This window comes from Enhygromyxa salina (assembly GCF_002994615.1).
Classification (GTDB): domain Bacteria; phylum Myxococcota_A; class Polyangia; order Nannocystales; family Nannocystaceae; genus Plesiocystis; species Plesiocystis salina_A.
This window is the reverse complement of sequence record NZ_PVNK01000093.1, coordinates 1-18,330: the sequence shown is the minus strand read 5'-3', so window position 1 is coordinate 18,330 and position 18,330 is coordinate 1. Positions and strand designations below refer to the sequence as shown.

The following is an 18,330-nucleotide window of genomic DNA, read 5'->3' as shown; positions in this document are numbered from 1 at the left end:
GCCCTGGTCCTGACCGCGGCCTTCGCCTGCCAGTCGGTCCCGCCCGCCCACGAGGGCCGCGAGGCCGAGTCGGTCCAGGCGTCCGAGCCCACGGCCGCGACCGTCGTCGAGCGGATGCTCGCGGTCGCGGTCGCCGGCCAGGTCCTCGGCACCGTCGAGAGCCGGCTCGAGAAGTCCGCCGACGGCACCTGGACCTCCCACGAGCTCGTGACCTTCTCGCTGATCCGCGAGGGCGGGGGCGACGACGCGCAGTTCTCGAGCACAACCCAGAGCACCTCCGTCTACGACGCCAAGCACGAGCTCGTGTCGGACGTCGAGATCGAGCGCGAGGCCGGCGTCACGATCACCCGCAAGGTCACCATCGAGGGCAACGAGATCGTCAGCAGCTACTCGGGCCCCGGCCGCGCCGACGAGACCAAGCGCTTCGCCCTGCCCGACGACTACCGCAGCTCGCTGGCCATCGACTTCGAGCTCGTCGAGGAGTGGCGGCGCACGGGTCAGCCCGCGACCCGCAGCTTCTCGACCTTCAACGCCGACCGCGAGCGCTTCGAGCAGGTCGAGCTCACGCTGACCGGCGAGACCGAGTTTCGCCACGGCGACGAGCAGATCCCAGCCTACGTGTTTCGGGCGACCGAAGAAGACGGCACCGTGCTCGACTCGATCGTCGACCACGACTTCATCCCGCTCTCGGTCAACGCCGCCGGGACCTTCGTCGCAACCTTGGTCGACGAGGCCCCCAAGCTCGGCGAGGCCGGGGCCGGTCGGATCAACAGCGAGCTGCCCGTCACCGGGCGCACGACCAGCCGCTGGTGGGAGCTCGCCGAGCAGCAGGTCACCGTCACCGTCGAGGGTGACGACGTCGAGGCCCCGACGCTGTGGGAGCCCAACCACTATCACCGGGTCGAGCGCGAGGGTGAGCGCTACGAGATGACCTTGCTGTCCACGCGGCCCGACCCCAACTTCGTCGCCCCGCGCCTGCCCCTCGACATCCGCGACCCCGAGATCCGCCGTTACCTCGAGCCGACGGCCATGGCCCAGTCCGACAACCCCAAGATCGCGGCCGAGGCCAAGAAGATCGTCGGCGGTGAGACCAACTCGATCATCGCCGCGGGCCTGATCGTCGACGCGGTGTTCCGCAGCATCGACAAGCAGGCCGGGGTACGAGGCAGCGCGACCGCGTCCGAGGTGCTCCAAAACGGCGCGGGCGACTGCACCGAGCACGCGGTCCTGGTCGTCGCGCTGATGCGGGCCGCGGGCATCCCCGCCCGCGTCGTCGACGGAATCGTGTTCGCGTCCGACCAGGGCGGCGACGGCATGGCCGGCTACCACGCCTGGGCCGAGATCTGGCTCGGCGACTGGATCGGCGTCGACGCGACCGTCAACGAGACCGGGACCTCGGCCCGCTACCTCGAATTCGGCATTGATGAGCCCGGCTCGCTCGGCTCGGGCGGCAAGATGATGCGCTCGATCGGCAAGACCAAGATCGAGCTCGGACCCCACCTGACCTACGAAGAGCAGGGCTGAAAACCTGTGATCAGCACGAGCTGGACGGCCTCGCGCGCCACACACGCCCCCGCCACGCGGGCGGGCCGTGATAAAAGCGGCCATGGCTTTTGCTCCTCTGCTCGATAGTCGTGCGCCCCGCAACGCCCTGCTCGCAGTCTTCGCAGCTACCAGCCTCGCGGCCTGCAAGGGCGACGACGGGGGCAGCATCTTCACCGAGGCTGGGACCGGCAACACCACCCTCGACGGCGACGCCGAGACCGACGCCGACGCCGACGCCGACGCCGGGACTGAGACCGCTGGCCAGGAATGTGGCTACTGCGAGGGCACGCTGTTCTACCCGTGTGACAACAACAGCGCCGGGGAGCCGATCGATTGCTACGACTTCGACGAGGTCTGCGTCAGCGAGCTCGGCTGCCTGCCCTGCGTGCCCGGAGGCAACACCTGCCAGGGCAACGACGTCTACACCTGCGACGAATTCGGCGACCCCGGCGAGCTCGTCGAAGAGTGCGACTCCGAGCAGGGTGAGGTCTGCAGCGAGGGCACTTGCGCCAACGCCTGCGAGGTCGCCGACGACACGCCCTCGAACATCGGCTGCGAGTTTTGGGCCTCCGATCTACCCAACGAGCGCGGCGACCTCGGCCTCGGCTTTGCCGAGCCCGCGTCCGAGCCGTGGGGGGTGGTCCTGGCCAACGCCGGCCAGACCCCGGCCGACGTCATCATCGAGCGCAACATCGCTGGCCTCGGCGAGCCCGACAACCTCGTGGTCCTCGATCAGACCACGGTCCCGCCGGGCCTGCTCAAGACCGTGCAGCTGCCCCGGGCCGAGATCACCGGCTGGACCGAGGACACCATGGATCCGCCCGGGCCGACGGGCACGGCCAAGACCAACAACGCGTTTCGGATCCGCTCGACCTCGCCGATCGTCGTCTACCAGTTCAACACCTTCACCAACGACTTCTCCAACGACGCCTCGCTGCTGCTGCCGAGCTCGGGCCTCGGCACCGTCCACCGCGTGATCGGCTACCCGACCGCCAACCCCATCGATCTGATCCCGATCGCGGGCATCCCCGATCGCTCCTCGGTCGCCGTGATCGGCACCCAAGACGGCACCACCGTCACGATCCGTCCGGGCACGACGACGAAGTCGGACATGATCTCGATCCCCAAGGCCGACCCCGGTGAGCCGATCGTCGTGCAGCTCAACGAGTGGGAGATCGTCAACATCGCGAGCGAGGGGATCCCTGGCGACATGACCGGGACCGTGGTCGAGTCAGACAAGCCGGTCGCGGTGTTCAGCACGGGCGAGCGGGCGATCGCGCCGATCTACGCAGGCGACGATCTCCCGACCCCGCCCGACTGGGACCCCCAGCGCAGCGACCTGTGCTGCACGGATCACATCGAAGAGCAGGTCTTCCCGGCCACCTCCCTCGGGACCGAGTTCGTCGTCACCCACAGCCCCGAGCGCAGCAACGGCGGCTGGGTCGAGCCCGATATCCTGCGCTTCATGGCCGTGGCCGAGCCCGCGACCGTGACCACGACCCTGGCCCCGCCCCACGACAGCTTCACCTTGCAGCCCGGCGAGATGCACGAGGCCTGGGCCCAGGCCGACGCGATCATCGAGTCGACGACGCCGATCATGGTCGCACAGATCCTCGTCAGCCAGGCCTACACGGTCGCCCACATCGGCGACCCCTCGCTGACCTACTTCCCGGCCGTCAAGCAGTACCGCGAGCGCTACGTGTTCTTGACCCCGCCGACGTGGACCCAAAACTACTTCGTGCTCTCGACCCCCTACGAGGCCGGCAACGACGGCCCCTCGACGGGCAACTTCACCCTCGACGGCGGCGCGCTCCCGGTCGAGTGCACGCAAGAGGTCGCCGGGATGCTCGGCGACGTCGAGTACTGGTCGATCGTCTGCCCGGTCAGCGAGGGCGCGCACCTGATCGAGGGCGACACCAACTTCGGCCTGACCGTCTACGGCTACGGCCCGGCCGGATCCTACGCCTATACCGGGGGCGCCGACGTCAAGCCGATCTACGACGTCCCGGTGATCCCCTGACCCCGGGACCCCGGCGACCCCGAGACCCCGGGGAGCCCGGGGACCCCGGCGACTACATCTCGACCTCGAGGGGCGAGAAGCCGGTCAGCTCCGAGTAGACGATCGGCACCGAGATCGCGCCGTTGATCGGCGGCGCGTCTGCGTTGGGGTCGCAAGGCGAGGTCTTGGGCGCCTTGAGCACCGCGCCGCAGTTGTCGCCCTCGCAGTCGGCTTGCTGGACCACGGGCCCGCTGAGGCTGCCGCTCGTACCGAACCCGTCGCCGAAGTCACTGGGCAGCGCGAAACCGTTGGTGAAGTCGAAGGGATCGCCGCCCGAGACGACGAGGCGGAACGTGATCTCGTAGGTGGCGCCCGGGTCAGCGACCCACTCGCCCGTATCCGAATCGAACCACCGGCTGTCGCAGACCGGGTTGCCGGGCTCGTAGATCGTGTAGCTCACATAGAAGACCTCGGCGTCGATCTGCTGGGTCCCATCGGCGAGACCGGTCACGCGAATCATCGGCGCACGGATCGGTCGCGCGGACTTGGAGAAGGTCCGCACCTCCGTCTCGTCGGTCCCGTCGGCGAAGTAGATCGTGCGGGTGCGCTCGATCTGGTTGAGCGGCAAACGCATGAAGTGAGCGTGAGCGCCGGGCGCCGTGGTCGGGGCGTCGGCCGGGATGTCGAAGCCCGCGCCCTGGTCGGCGCGGTGGTCGTCCGCCAGCATATAGATGCTGCTGTGGAAGTCGTTGGCCTCGTCGCCACCGTCGATGACGTTGTCGTTGGGGCTGCCGCTCGCGAGGGCGATCAAGAACTGATCGCGGTCGGCGAGGGGCAAGATCGTGCCAGGGTCGCTGATCTCATCGATGCGGTTGTTGGCGACGACCGCGGGCGAGAAGCTGAACACGTCGCCCTTGTTGTTGGCCGCGATCGAGCACGAGAACTCGTCCGTGCCCGTGCAGGCCGGGAAGCGAAACGCCTCGGTCGCGGTCGCGAAGCCGTCGAGGTTGGTCGGCCACGTGCCGCCGCTGTCGCCCGCATGGGGGAACGAGGTCACGTCGCTGACATCCGTCGCCAGGTCCCAGCGGAACAGGCGGCCGGCGTTGTCGACCCAGTAGGCCTCTTGCATCTCGCCCCAGTAGCGCGAGAGGCAGTGCGAGCCAACGGCGATGTCGGACGCCTGGGTGAGGTCGTCGGTGACGTCGTAGGTGTCGGCGACGGGCTCGACGTAGGCCCGCTGGGTCACGGTCTCGCCGGTCATCGCGTCGACGACCCAGACCGTGCGGCCGCGCTCGACCGCGCCGACGCCGTCACGGTAGCCGCTGCCAAACACCAGATAGGCGGCGGGCTCGAGCGACATCTCGTGGTTGGGCGCGGCGTAGGTCAGGGCCGGCCGCGACCAGGTCTGACCGAGGGTCGCGGCATAGTCGGCCGCGTTGGCGGCGGTCGAGCTGGTCCACACGACCTCGATCGGGTCGTCGTCTTGCAGACGACCCATGTGTGAGACGTCGAGGGTCATGATCTCGGAGCCACCCGGCCCGAGCCCAAACACCGCGAGGTGACGCCAGACGCCCGCGTCGTCGTCGTAGGCCCAACCGGCGTTGACGGTCGAAGCGATCCCAAACAGGTGGTCGCTGGGCTTCTCATCCTGGCCCATGTTCTCGACGCCGTTGATCGAGAGCTTGCGCGAGTTGCTGAGCAGCGCGGCCGGGACGAAGCCAAACAGCTCGTTGCCGCTGTCGTAGTGGAAGCCGTGCAACATCCCGAAGTCGTCGCCGATCAGCACGGCCTCGGCGTAGTCGTAGTGATCCGTGAACCCTCCGCCCGAGGCGAGCTGCCACGCGTTGTAGGCGAAGTCCTTGAGCGAGTCGGGGACGTCGTCGCCCTGGGCGTTGCGGCGCCCAGCGCAGTGCGGGTCACGAATGCCGACGCTGGGCAGGAAGTTGTCTTTTTGTTCCGGAACCCGACGAATCAAGATCGGCGCCGAATTGGGCGTGCCCGGCAGCTTCCAGTCGTCGGGCATGTCGCGGCCGAGCAGCCACTCGGCCATTGCGACGATCTCGTCGGACTTTTGCCCCGCGTCGGCCGACAGGGGCGGGTCGATGCGGCCGAGCCCGTCGAGGCCCTCGACGAGCGCGATGAACTCTGCGGTCGGCGTGCCCGTGTTGTCGGCGACCCGGATCACATCATTGTTGAGATCGTGGGTATAGATACGGCGCGCCTTCCAGTCGGTCAGCGCGAGGCACTCGCCCGCGTCCCACACCCGGCCCAGCGGGCACGGCCCGAAGCTCTCGAGCTCGTCGGTGTCGAGCGGCACGTCGGCGACGTTCTGGCAGTACTCGGTCAGCTGGCCAGGGTTGTCCGGATCTTCGTCGGTGCAGCCGGAGCGGGCGAGGTGGCCGGTCCACCCGGGCACGTCAGTCCACGAGCTGATCGAGGTCTGAACCGCCGCCTGCGAGGACTCGGGGTCGTCGGGATCCGAGAGCTGAAAGTCGTTGGCGACCGTCGGCGTCCCGCTTGGGACCGACATCTCGACCTCGCGCTTGATGATCGCGGTCAGGGCCTCCGCGAGCTCGGTGTGGTCTTTGGTTAGCCACGCGCAATCATTGGCCGGGTCTTCGGGGTTGTAGCAGGTGTCCCAGTCATTGTGGTCGTTGCCGCCGTCGCAGGGCGTCACGTCAGAGTTGCCCCCGGCCGCAGCGCAGGCCATTTCATGGGTCCGCGCGAAGGTTGTGGCGTCGGCGAACACCCCCTCGGTGTAGGCGACGATATAGGACTTGACCCCGAGCACACGCCGGACGCTGCGCAGGCGGCTGTAGAGCTTGCTGCCGCCCTGCGAGGCCCACGGATCGGGCTGACCGTCGGTCACGACGATCATGGTCATCGGCCGGCACAGCTGGTCCTCTTCGGCGAGGCGCATGAACGCGAGGTAGGACGCGATCGTCGGGTGCGAGAACGGGCGGTTGCTCTGGGTCAGGGCCGGCTTGGCCCCGGTGATGTTGCCGTTGATGTCCGTCTTGACCATGTACTCCGGCACGCCCATGGCGACGGCCATCGGGGTCCCGGAGGCCGCGTCGGACCCACCGGCGAAGGTCTTGTCGACGATACCGTTGAACATCAGCTCGGCGTCAGCCTGGCTGCGCGGGCCCTGCTCGACCATTGCGATGTTGGGGTCTTCTTTGACCGCCTTGGAGTAGAACGGAGCGTAGAGCGTGGCGCCGACAAACTGATTGCGGCGGACCACGCCCGTGCGGTGGATCTGATTGGTCTTGTTCGAGCAGTTTCCGTTGTCGTCACACTCTTGGTGGAGCATGTCGTCTTCGCTGAGCCCGTCGTAGAACGAGTAGCCGGGGTGGCCGTCGACGTAGGGCCAGTAGTAGAAGTCCCGGCCGCAGATCTCGGCTTGCTTGGTCGCGTCGGTGCTGCCGTAGTCGCCCTCGGACCGGAGCACGACGTTTTGCTCATAGGGGTCGGCGCAGTCGAGGTTGAAGCGGCGGCCGAGGAAGCGCGGGAACCAATGCACCTTGCGCTCGCGGTTCGCGTGACTCTCGAATGAGGCGACATCCGACTCGGTCAGGTAGAGCGGCTGATCCAACAGCGGATCATTGCTGTTGTTCGGCATCGAGAAGCCGCCGAGGTCGTCATGGCGCAGGTAGGGGAAAGGCCGGTTGTCACCACACAATACCCAAAAGCCCTGACTACCGAATGCGTTGGTCGCCGGCTTCCATTGCGTGGAGTAGGGCTGGTTGACGTTCTCGACCCAGGTGAAGCGATAGTCCTGGCCCATCACCAGCGACCCGGTGCTCGACTGCGCGACGCAGGGGTCGGGGACCGGCTCGGAGCCCGAATCATCAGGGGGGTTGGCGGTGCCGAAGGTCATCAGCGCGAACTCGGCCTGGCCGGCGTTGGCCTCGGCGAGCTCCTTGATGACGGAACGCGCGGCGTGTACGCGGCTCTGGAACACGCCCGCGGCGGAATTCTCGCAGTTGTGCCACCAGCACTTGGTGTTGGGGTAGGTCGCCAACGGCACGTAGGTCTCGTCCATCGCCATCGAGCCCGAGTTGTCGAGCACGAACAGGATGCGGGGCGAGATCGCGCCGTAGCTGGCGCCATGCACGATGTAGAAGGGGTCGAGGCGCGCGTTGGCCTTGTCTGCGTGTCCGACGATCCCGAACATCAGCAACGCGATGCCGGCCAGCTTCAGCCAGATATTGCGTTTTGACAGCTTGTTTTGTTGTTCGCGCATCTCAGTTCTCCGTTGAGCTCAGAAAACTCAATTGACCAGCCCCAGGCTCGCCACTGCAGTTTACTACACCGCCTGTGGCGGCGAGGCTGCCCCAACCGGGCATCAGAAGACACCGCGGCGTGCCTGCTATGAAAAGAATTCGCACCCTACACTCAAATGCATATCCCAGCCGGTGGGTTGGATAATCGGCGTTTGATGGCATGTGTTTGGTGTCCGGTGTCCAGGTCGGCCCTCTGGCGCTCGTAACCTTGATGCCTGGCAGGGGCAGGATCGAGGCAGGACGGCCACGGTGAAGGCTCGGGCCCGTAGGCACGCAAACATCATGCCATGGGAATCACTGAAATTTTGGCGATCTGGGTCACGATCGGCGAGCGTGGCCGGGCTTGGGGCATAGTGCGCCAGATGCCTTGGGCGGCAGGGCGGGCTGCCATCGGGGTGCATCGATAGAATATCAATATTCTTACCGTGCAGTTGGATTGTTCGGCCCAGACTGACACGCCGACTGCGCGGACCGGGCGGTGCGAACTCGCCGACCTCAGCCGCCAGGCGCCCGTCGAGACGGCCGAGAGAACGCCCCGTAGCCTCCCTGGTCAGACCGCGAGATCCGGCAGGAAAGCACCTCGACCCCTCGGGGCAAGGTCCGCAGCGCCCCCCTCGGGGCCTCGCCATCCCGCTCCAGGTCGCGCATCGCAGGATGCCGCAAGAGCATCCGCGCTCCGTCTTCGTCCAGCGCCTCGGACCACGCCGGGTAGCTGAAGCTCGCCGTCTTCCACCGCCCGTGCACCCCGGAGGTGACGATCGCCTTGCCCTGCGGAGCGCTGGACAGCAAGCCGATCCCGCGTAGCGCCAGCCAGTCGGCGCCGGGCGTGCCGAGCTTCTTGTCACTCGAGGGGTCCACGGCCCGCAGCGCGTAGGCCCGATCCTGCGTCGGGCTCCAGCTGAACACCTTCAGCTCGCGGTCGTTCGGCCAGGGCCCGAACACCGCCAGACGCAGGTCCTCTCGGTCGACCGCTCGTTTCGCGGGCGTGGTCCCAGCGCCGTCGAGCAGCTCGAGCGCCACCGTCAAGAAGCGCTGCTGCCCAGCCGTGAAGTGCAGGGCGAAGGGCTTGCCGTTGCCCGAGTGGTCGGTCGCGACGTCGGTGAGCGTCGCGGCCGCCCAGTCGAGGGTCCGGCGCTCGGTCGGGAGACCCGCCTCGATCAGCTTCAGCGCAAAGGCCCGAAACTGCTCCGGCGGCGGCTTGAGATCCTGCACCTGCTTCCCGCCACCGTCGGGGTAAGTGAAGGTCAAGAAGGGATCCCGCGGCTCCTCGCCGCGCCCCGCGAGCGCGTCGAGGTCTGCGGCGAGCATGTTCAGCAGCTCCTCCTGATCCTCGAACTCCCCTTCCAAGCTCGGCACCACGGCGGCGCCGAACTCGAAGCTCATGCGAGGAGCAGCGCGCCCCGCCTTGCGCGACCGGTCCGAGACCGCCAACAGGCAGCCGAGCGCCGCGAGGTAGGCGAGCGGATCTTGGGCGTCGAGGCCAGTGAGTCGCACCTTGCTCATGATTCTGCTCCTGGTCGCGCGCCCGGCTCGCGGCTGGCGCGGTGGTCCCCGAGCCGCAGCAGCGCCTCGAGATATGCGAGCCCGTGCCAGCCGTAGCGTCGGCACAGCCGCCGAAAGCGAGACGCGCACGCGTTCAAGAACTCGTCGTCGAGGGCGGCGGTCGAGACCTCGGCGCGGATCCCCGCGACCTCGAAGCTGACGATCTTCGGCTCGGGGTCGACGGTCGTCGGCGCCCACGGCCGACACCAGCCGTGGTGACTTGCGATCAGGTGACGAACCAAGTCGACGTCATGGGCACGCTCGCGCAGCGCATCGCTGGCATCGAAGAGCGCGAGGGATACGAGCTCATGGCGTAGCCCCCGAGGCCAGCCACTGCGACGCGCGGCACGCTCGCGCCCGCTGGCCGAGCCAAACTGACGCGACTTGGCCAAGGGCTCACCCGCGACTGCCCGGATCGGGTCGCCACCGCGCAGCAGGGCTTGAAAGCGAAGGTCAGCCTTGCCGAGGTCGTGGACGAGCCCAGCGAGGGCGACATCTTCGGCGATCTTCGGGTCGAGACCCGCCGCCCGCGCGAAGCTAGCCGCCCACGCGCGCACGTCCTCGAGGTGAGAGGCCAGCGACACCTCGACCCCGGAGAAGACCGAGACAGCGTCTTCAGTCGTGGCCTCGAGCGCACGCTTGGGCGGGGCGACAGCCACGCGCCAGATCCTCTCGCCCTTTTTTAGCTCCGCCACGAGGAGCACGCGCCTGGCCTTCGGGTCGCTGATCTGGGCGAGGACTGGCCGCCAGTCTGCGGGGACCTCGTCGAGCTTGTCGGCGAGCTTTGTGAGCCAGGCGAGGCACTCGAGCCGCGCGGCCTCGACCTCCTCGGGGTCGTCGGACTCGACCGGCCGCGGGACGCTGGCGGCGAGAGCGTTGGGAAGGGTTTGAGGATCGAGGCGCAGCTTGGCGAGCTCGCGCCCGGCATGGGTCGCGCGCTCCGCCACGTCGTCGACGGCCTGCGTGGCGCTCGGGTCCCAGGTTCCCGCGCCGAGTCCACCGCGGCTCGCGGGCACGATCACGGTCGCGCCCGCGCGAAGCTCGTCAACGGGGACCGCCTCGACCCCCTCGCTCGACCAGCGCCACGCTCGGGCGTCCTCGCCGAGCCAAGCCTGCAGCTGCCGCAGCGGCACGCTCACGGCTTCGTCGGCGAGCGGCGGCAGGAACTCGAGCGCATCACGCACCTGCGCCGTCTGCTCCTCGCTGCCGTCGCACTCCTCGCAGAGGTCAGCGCGGAAGATCAGGCTGACGTCTCGCTCCTCCCGCGCCTCCTTGCCGTGGAGCCACAGCGCCGGGTCCGGGTCGGGGTGGGGCGCCGGCCGGGTCTCCGACCACATGTCGAGGTAGCTCGGAAACAACACCGGCGCCTCGTTGCGCTTCGGGAGCAGCTTGGCCCGGCGCTCTTCGCTGGGCTCGACGAAGCTCGACAGCCCGAACTCGACCTGCTGCTGCTTGTCTCGACTCTCGGCGATCTCGCCCAGGTAGTCCCAGGTCGCGCGGAGGGCCTCGCCGTAGACGGGATCGGGCTCGGCCGTCTTCCCGAGCTGATCGCGGGCCGCGAGGACCCAGGCCGGGGCGGTCTCGTAGTTGCCCAGGCGGTTGAGCCGACCGAAGCGCTGGCGGACCGCGTCGAGGCTGGCGACCTCGGTGACGAGGGCGTCGAAGTCGAGGTCGGCGCCCGCTTCGATGCAGCTCGTGGCCACCACGAAGGTCGGACGGGCATCTGCCGGGCGGTCCACGCCCGCGGCGGCCGTCGCTTCGAGCGCGTCCTGGATCGCGCTTCGTTCGTAGGGGCGCATGCGACCGGTGAGCAGCAAGACCTCGCCCTCGTCGAGCTCGCGCAGCCGCGCAGCTGCGCGCCGGGCAGTGTCGACCCGGTTGACCACGACGCCGATCGCCGTCGCGCCGGCCTTCGCGGCCGCCCTCGCCCGCCTGCACGCCGCCTCGGCGATGAGGCTGCGATTGCCCGCGCGCGCGGCCGGAGTGCTCGCGCGCTTGGTCTTGACCAATTCCAGCGCCGCGCGGCGCGAGACCCCGAGGCGCCGCGCCAGCACGGGGTCGGCGTGGTCGTCTTCGCTCAGGCCGAAGACGTCCTTTGACTGAAGCCCGCTTCGCAGGGTCGCGCTCATGCGCACGACCTGAAAGGGCCGCCCGGTGCCCCCGCGCTCTGGCCACTTGGAGTAGGTCTCGCGCAGGCACATGAGGGTCTCTTCGAAGGCCGTGGCGAGGTGGACCTCGTCGAGGAAATAGAGGGTGTCGCTCGCGAGCAGCCCGGCGTGGACGGGGCGCATGCACTCCGAGACCCCGTAGCCACGAAACAAGAGCCGGGAGCCGACCTGGTCGACGGTCGAGGAGATCAGCGTGGGCTGGTCGGGCGCGCTCAGCCAGGTGTCGTCGCGCGGGATCCCGCCGCGGAGGTGGACGACCCGCACCGGGTCCGCGCCCGCGCTCGCCGAGAGCTCGCGCAGCCGGGCCCCGACCTTGGCGCAAGTCGGGCGCTCGCGGTCGCAGAGGGCCTCGCGGACCTTGCGGGCGAAGCCGTCGACCTGGTCCACGATGATGCGTCGATCGACGACCAGGGCGATCCGCCGGGCCGAGCGCTCGGGGTCGAGGGCGAGGACGTAGAGGGCCACGAGCAGCGCGGAGGTCTTGCCCGTGCCGGTCGGCAGGTCGAGCAGCGCGGGCCAGCCCGAGTCGAGCACACGAGTGAGTAGCCGGCGTTGCCACGGGAAGGGTGTAAAGCCGGTGACCTCTCGCATGAAGGCGTCGAAGTCTTTGGGACTGAGCTCAGGCATCTCGACCTCCCCACGGGCGCAGCAGGCCCAGGCCCCGGTAGCGGCCAGCGCCGAGCAGCACTGGCCCCGTGACCAGCTCGTCGAAGCGCAGGCGCACATGCAGCAGCGGCCGGCGATCCTTCGAGCCCGGCCGACGGCGAAATTGCCGGGCATCGACGGAGCCCTTGAAAAAGGGCGACTCGCTCAGCTCGATCTCTGCCGGCTCCGGGAGCCCGATCCGACGGCAAGACGCCGCGACCGCGGCGTTGGCTCGAGCGACGCTCTGCGGGCGACCGCTCGACAGCGACCCCGGGTGGCGGTCGAGCACGACCGGCGTGACGCTGGCCCACCCGCGTGAGCACCGGGTCCAGGTCGCTTCGCGGAGGTTGTACAGCGGCGAGATGTCCAGGTTGCGCTCGAGCACCCAGCGCCCGAGGCGGCCGAGGGTCAGCACCGAGCGAGGCTCGTCGCCAACTTGCGCGGCCGCGTCTTCCCACTTGGCGACCGCGGCGTAGAGCGGGCGAAGCTCCTCGAGCTCGAGCCCGGCCGGCGGGATCAAGGCGACGCCGAGCAGATCCCCGCTGGCGTGGGCCCCCTCGACGTAGGGCAAGACGGCGATCGCCAGGTGGTCGCCCTCGAGCCGGCCGCCGCCGGGGCCATGGCCTGTGATCAGCGACGGCGTCGGGTCATCGGCGTGGCTCATCAGCGCCCGACGGACCGCGTCGGCCACGGTCTCGGCCGCCTGGATCGGCAGTCGCGGGCCGTCGACGCGTCGCAGCACCGTGAAGTTGGGGGTGAAGCACGAGGCGAAGCACGCGACGAGCGGCCGATGGGGCCGGTAGCGCACGACCGTGAAGGGCATCACCCGCTGCTCGGAGTAGGGCGCGGCCTCGTGCAGAGCATTGAGGGCGTCGAGCTGGCCGGGTCGGACCCAGCGCAGGACCTCTTCGCCGCCAGCGTCGGGGACCCACGCGGGCTCGGGCGCGTCGTCGGTCCAGGTCGCGGTGACCAGCGAGCTCGAGTGGCCGATCCGGACGAGCGCGGCCGCGAGCGCGTCGAGGCCCCGGCGGAGCTCGGCGTCGGGCGCCTCGTCCCAGGTCAGGTGGACGACCGGGTGCTCCGGCGTGACCGAGGGGAAGGTCCGCGGCTGCTTGGTCCGGCTCGCGGGCATCACGTGGTCGAGGGCCTCGCGGAAGGTCTTGGCGAGCTTCTTGTCTTCGGCCGAGACCGCAGCGTACGCCTTCTTCAGCCGAGCCTCGGCCTTGGCGCGCTGCTTGTCCGTCAACCCGGGGGCCAAGACCTTCGCCCACGCGTTGTCGACCCTCGCCGCGTCGCTCAGCGCCCGATCGTTGACGGGCACGAAGTGGGTCTTCAAGTCCCGCGCGCACGCAGGCGAGAAGCCCAGCAGCGGCGCTGGCAAGGTCTCCAGCCAGCGCAGTGCTCGCTCGCCGCCCGCGGGCTGGCTGCCCTCGTAGTACGCGGCCACCAGCGCAGAGAACACCCGCGCGGGGTGAGGCGGCCACTCGGCGCGGTCGCGGTTGTTGTACTCCGAGGCCACATAGCGACCCGTGAGCAGCTCGATGCGGAGCGAGAGCATGTCTTCGCCCGGCTCAACCTTCGGCTTCCGGTGAACCGGCGCGCAACGCCTCGCGGCTGGCGCGGATGAGCTGGACCAGCTTCGGCATTGGCTGCAAGACGATGTCGCTCGCAGCCCAGCCCACGCCGACCTTCTTCGCGGCCTCGACGGCCTGACCGTAGACCCCGACGGCGTCGTCGACCGACAGCTCTAGGTGCGTGATGGTGCCGTCGGCGGCGACCTGCTCGAGCTGCGCGGGCGCCTCGGGGATCAGCGAGCAGCGACTGCGGAAGTCGTAGCCGCTGCGGCGCTGAAGCACGACGGCGAGGACCCCCAGCGCGCCGAGGAGCGTGTGCGCGGCCTCGGTCTTGGTTGCGTCCCAGCTGCCGAAGCGCAGCCGACGAAGCGCGGGCAGCGAGTAGACCGCTGTGTGGAGCGCGTACTCGAAGGTGACGCCGCCGGCCTCTTCGTTGCGCGTGGGCGCGATGTTGGAGTGGTTGACCTCGGACGGGCGGTGCTTGCCCTTGCCCGACACGCTCCAGTCGTCGGACTCCCCCTTTGGCACGTTCAGCCGCACGCTGGCGGCGATCTGCAGCGGGTCCATCCGGCTGCCGACCGCCGTGCCCGCCGCGAAGCCGACCGCGACCACCTCGCTGACCAGCACACGCTGAAATTTGTGGCCCATCCCGCCGCGAGGGCCGGTCGAGTCCCACGCGCCAAACAGCAGCGCCGTCGGGCAGTACTCCAGCATCGCCCGCGCGTCGGCCGGGCTCGCGTCGGTCAGCCGACGCCCGACCTCCGACGCCCGAAACGCCTCCCCGTCGAGGGTCGCATCGCGCAAGATGGCATCGTAGACGCGGTGGGGAGCCTCGAGCGCGGTGATCCGGCCCAGATCGGGGAACTCGGCTTCAAAGTCCACGCCGACGACCGGCAGCTCGATCTCGCCGCGGCGCCGGGCCTCGAGCAGCGCGAGCTCCATGCGGTTCGCCTGCGAGGCGACGGAGTCGAGGAGCACCGATGGTTTCCGCTCACCGTCGATCACCCGGACTTCGGTGGCGTAGCGGGTCTCGTGCTTCTTGCCGTCTTGGCCGGTGGCGTAGGTGGGCGGAAAGACCTTGTCGCCGGGCCCGCCAGCGGGCTGTAGACGAGCGCGCAGGCGGAAGGCTGCACCGTCGCCGTGCACGGCTTGTTGGATCGTGTCGAGGGAGAGGGGGGAGCTATCCGTGGGCATGGTTGTGTCGCTTGCGATCGGGTGAAAAATTGAATGGAGGGTGCAGGCAGGTCTTCGACAGGTCGTTATTCAGCCAACCAAAGCGGACCGGCCAGCGAGAGCGGCACATCGCGTAGCCGCCCATCGTGTCGCGCCGTCTGCTCGATCCGCGAGCGCATCTTTTTGCGGACCGCGTCAGCGGCGATCTTGCCTGCACCCGGAGCTGCGCCGCGGTCGCGAACGATGCTTGGTAGTCGTACGCCGGGTGCGAAGTCGCGCGTCTAAAGAAGGTTGCAAAGGTCATGGGCTGGCTCGGCGCTGAGTGTACACCTCAGACGACCACGATGCGCGAGTTTTCTGTTCCGAGCGGTCGCCCGACCACTTCGTGGACCGGAGGCTCGATTTCGTGCTGCCCCTTGACCTTGCCCAGATCGAAGAACAACACCTGATCTTCCTCGTGGTGCACGACCTTCGCCAGCCGACGCACGAGCTCCGCCTTGTGGCTGTCTGTGAGCCGGGCGAGGAAGACCGAATACTGGACCGGTTGGCCAAAATCCTTGACGATGCCGTGGACGCGTCGCAGACGGAGTTCGTTGCAGATGTCGTAGCTAATTAGATAGTGGCGGCGCATGTCAGCGAGTCCAGATCGGGGCGTACTCGTCGACCTCGCCGAGCAGGTACTTGCCGAGCACGCGGATCTCGAGCTCGAGGATTCGACGATAGGACATGCGATAGCCAAAGCGCGGGTGAGTGGTCTCCTCGCGGGCCCTGCGTTCGTGGGCGGCGATGAGCTTGCGACGGCCGGCGTCGCTGAGATAGACGCCAGCGGGGCTGAGGGAAAAGTCATCTCGGCTGATCCCGCCGGTTGCGAGCATGCGGAGGATCGCGGTGTCGGCCCAGGCTGGCCGGAAGGGCTCGACGAGGTCGAGGGCCAGGGCCGGGCAGACACACGTCGTGGAGCGAGCAGCCCGGACACTTGGGGCTGTCGCGCAGCGGCTCGGGTGGGGTCGCGAGCTCGCCGACCTCTCGAGCGCGACGCACGACGGCGTGGAGGAAGGCCTCGAGCGGCTCGGACCAGGGGATGGTGACCGTGGAGCGCGAGCCACGATAGAAGATGCGACCTTCCTGGGCGTCGAGGCCGTACTCACGGAGCATTGCCATGTAGAGCCCGAGCTGGGCGAGGTCTGCGGGCCAGGCGACTTCGGGGAGTTCGTGGTCGTACCAGGAGCGTGGGCCGGGCTGTTTTGGCGCGCGACCGTGCTTGGTCTCGACGACGATGACCTGGTCGTCCTCGATCTCGAGAAAGTCGATTTTTCCGCGAACACCGAATTCACTGGAGATGATGTCGAGGCTGCGGGGGAGCTCGGGCCAAGGAGGCAGGTCGGAGCTCGACTTGCTGGCCCGAGCTCTGCGGCCGCGGCGGGCGGCGCGTTCGTGCTCGTCCCGGCCGGAGATGGTGTCGGCCGAATCGACGAATATGCCTTGCACATGCTCGAGGTGGAATAGACGCTCGCAGTACACGAGCTCATTGCACATTCGGACAGGGAGGATATCGGCGTTTGGGTTGGCGGGGACGAATGTTGGGATGTCCATGGGAACGTCTTGGTCCGGAGACACTGTGCTCTGCGAGAGTGATCGGATCGCTTGATCTGATTTTAATTTATGAGCCTGGGTTTGCGTTCAGCTTGCGCTGGATTCGTGTTCAGTGGTATGGGCGGTCGACACGATGCACGCGGGGTCGCAGGCAGCTTACCCCCCATCTTGCGTGCAAAACGCTGATTTCGGCGCGTGATGTGGGGGTAGAACGATGTTTGAAAACGGGAGAGACGAACATGGAGGCCGAAAATCGGGCGCGGAATCGCCCTGCGTGCGTTGGGGATGGAATTTCGGTATGATCTCGCAGGGTTGCAGCGGTGCCCCTTCCGCCCTCGCAAGAGGGCGGCCCCATTGAAGCGCTGATTCGATGGCGCGCCGGACCTGCCGCAGTTCGACCTTCCGCCCTCGCAAGAGGGCGGCCCCATTGAAGCTATGCGGCCTTCGCGCACGCCTCGTCGGCCTCGCGGGTCGCCCTTCCGCCCTCGCAAGAGGGCGGCCCCATTGAAGCGGGCAGGAGGCCCCTCCGCCGGCACCACTCCCGACGGCCTTCCGCCCTCGCAAGAGGGCGGCCCCATTGAAGCGCTGCCGCGGCCGAGGTTTTCGGGGGCTATGCCCCTCCCTTCCGCCCTCGCAAGAGGGCGGCCCCATTGAAGCTGTGTCGACCCATCGCGGTCCTTTCAAGAGGTTAGACCTTCCGCCCTCGCAAGAGGGCGGCCCCATTGAAGCTTCTGGTAGGCTGGCAACATGTCGAAGCCCAAGTACCTTCCGCCCTCGCAAGAGGGCGGCCCCATTGAAGCTTCTGGTAGGCTGGCAACATGTCGAAGCCCAAGTACCTTCCGCCCTCGCAAGAGGGCGGCCCCATTGAAGCATTTCGTCTTCTCCCTGCCCAACTGCGCCAGCCTTCGCCTTCCGCCCTCGCAAGAGGGCGGCCCCATTGAAGCTAGCCCCGCGGCTTTCCGTCCGGCTTGCGCTGGCGCCCTTCCGCCCTCGCAAGAGGGCGGCCCCATTGAAGCCGTTGGCGCGGTGAGGCCCCCGCGATTAGCGCGTGCACCTTCCGCCCTCGCAAGAGGGCGGCCCCATTGAAGCGACGAGTGACCTGCCGGATGGACACCGACAGCGCAGCCCCTTCCGCCCTCGCAAGAGGGCGGCCCCATTGAAGCTTCCGGAGGTGTCGGGGCGTGGCTCGGTCGGCCTCGACGTCCCTTCCGCCCTCGCAAGAGGGCGGCCCCATTGAAGCTTGACGATCGAGATCACCGGCGGGGCGACGCGCCCGCCCCCTTCCGCCCTCGCAAGAGGGCGGCCCCATTGAAGCTTCGACGAGCTGCTGCTTGGCATCCCTGGAGCGGTGAGCAGCCTTCCGCCCTCGCAAGAGGGCGGCCCCATTGAAGCACGTCAAGTGGCCGCACCGGATGACCACCCACGGCCCTTCCGCCCTCGCAAGAGGGCGGCCCCATTGAAGCAAGTACACCTTCGCTAGCTCCTGTGCAGGTCGACAGGCCCTTCCGCCCTCGCAAGAGGGCGGCCCCATTGAAGCCTCGCCGGTCCTTGTCGAGCGCCACGCGGGCGAGTTGAGCGGCCTTCCGCCCTCGCAAGAGGGCGGCCCCATTGAAGCTTGCGTGATGACATCGAGGCGATCGTCGAGCAGGACCCTTCCGCCCTCGCAAGAGGGCTGGTCTTGCCCCAAAAATTCGGACACCTGTTCTTATGCGGCTTGACACGAGAACACGACCCAAAATCGAGCAGGCACCAACCGAGGACCTTCCCCCCTCACAAGAGAGCCTCCCCACTGCCCCCCACACCAC

At 68.3% G+C, this 18,330-nt stretch carries 10 protein-coding genes and 1 CRISPR repeat array; of the genes, 2 read left to right on the top strand and 8 right to left on the bottom strand.

The genetic code is table 11. The features are described 5' to 3' along the window. A partial coding sequence (locus tag ENSA5_RS08585) for a transglutaminase-like domain-containing protein (RefSeq protein ID WP_146155480.1) occupies positions 1–1,524 on the top strand: 1,524 nt, incomplete at its 5' end. An 82-nt stretch (positions 1,525–1,606) separates the two neighbouring features. Beyond that, a complete protein-coding gene (locus tag ENSA5_RS08580) occupies positions 1,607–3,565 on the top strand; it encodes an IgGFc-binding protein (protein WP_106391147.1) in 1,959 nt (652 codons plus the stop codon). Between the two features lie 52 nt (positions 3,566–3,617). On the opposite strand, the gene ENSA5_RS08575 is transcribed toward ENSA5_RS08580, so the two are convergent. The 8 genes from ENSA5_RS08575 to cas4 form a co-directional block, all read right to left on the bottom strand. After that, on the bottom strand, positions 3,618–7,790 hold the full coding sequence (locus ENSA5_RS08575; RefSeq protein WP_106391146.1) for a pilus assembly protein: 4,173 nt from the start codon (positions 7,788–7,790) through the stop codon (positions 3,618–3,620). 535 nt (positions 7,791–8,325) lie between these two features. Next, positions 8,326–9,333, bottom strand: a complete 1,008-nt coding sequence (locus tag ENSA5_RS08570; protein ID WP_106391145.1) for a type I-G CRISPR-associated protein, Cas3-extension family — start codon at positions 9,331–9,333, stop codon at positions 8,326–8,328. Further along, positions 9,330–12,167 carry a type I-G CRISPR-associated helicase/endonuclease Cas3g gene (gene cas3g / locus ENSA5_RS08565; RefSeq protein ID WP_181197530.1) on the bottom strand — a complete coding sequence of 946 codons (2,838 nt, stop codon included), beginning with the start codon at positions 12,165–12,167 and terminating at the stop codon, positions 9,330–9,332. Before cas3g ends, ENSA5_RS08570 begins: the two co-directional genes overlap by 4 nt. After that, positions 12,160–13,743, bottom strand: coding sequence for a type I-G CRISPR-associated protein Csb2 (csb2, locus tag ENSA5_RS08560; RefSeq protein WP_106391143.1), 1,584 nt, complete (start codon positions 13,741–13,743; stop codon positions 12,160–12,162). The genes cas3g and csb2 overlap by 8 nt, the downstream gene beginning before the upstream one ends. A gap of 13 nt (positions 13,744–13,756) precedes the next feature. Further along, positions 13,757–14,953 carry a type I-G CRISPR-associated RAMP protein Csb1/Cas7g gene (gene cas7g, locus ENSA5_RS08555; RefSeq protein WP_106391142.1) on the bottom strand — a complete coding sequence of 399 codons (1,197 nt, stop codon included), beginning with the start codon at positions 14,951–14,953 and terminating at the stop codon, positions 13,757–13,759. A 310-nt stretch (positions 14,954–15,263) separates the two neighbouring features. Next, on the bottom strand, positions 15,264–15,563 hold the full coding sequence (gene cas2, locus ENSA5_RS37270; protein ID WP_181197529.1) for a CRISPR-associated endonuclease Cas2: 300 nt from the start codon (positions 15,561–15,563) through the stop codon (positions 15,264–15,266). Position 15,564: 1 nt separating this feature from the next. Continuing rightward, entirely contained in the window at positions 15,565–15,816 is a 252-nt protein-coding gene (locus ENSA5_RS08545; protein ID WP_258182796.1) for a CRISPR-associated endonuclease Cas1, read from the bottom strand. After that, entirely contained in the window at positions 15,776–16,468 is a 693-nt protein-coding gene (gene cas4 / locus ENSA5_RS08540) for a CRISPR-associated protein Cas4 (RefSeq protein WP_181197528.1), read from the bottom strand. The genes ENSA5_RS08545 and cas4 overlap by 41 nt, the downstream gene beginning before the upstream one ends. 382 nt (positions 16,469–16,850) lie before the next feature. Further along, positions 16,851–18,140: direct repeats of the CRISPR family, unit length 36 nt; unit sequence CCTTCCGCCCTCGCAAGAGGGCGGCCCCATTGAAGC. Between the last annotated feature and the right edge of the window lie 190 nt (positions 18,141–18,330).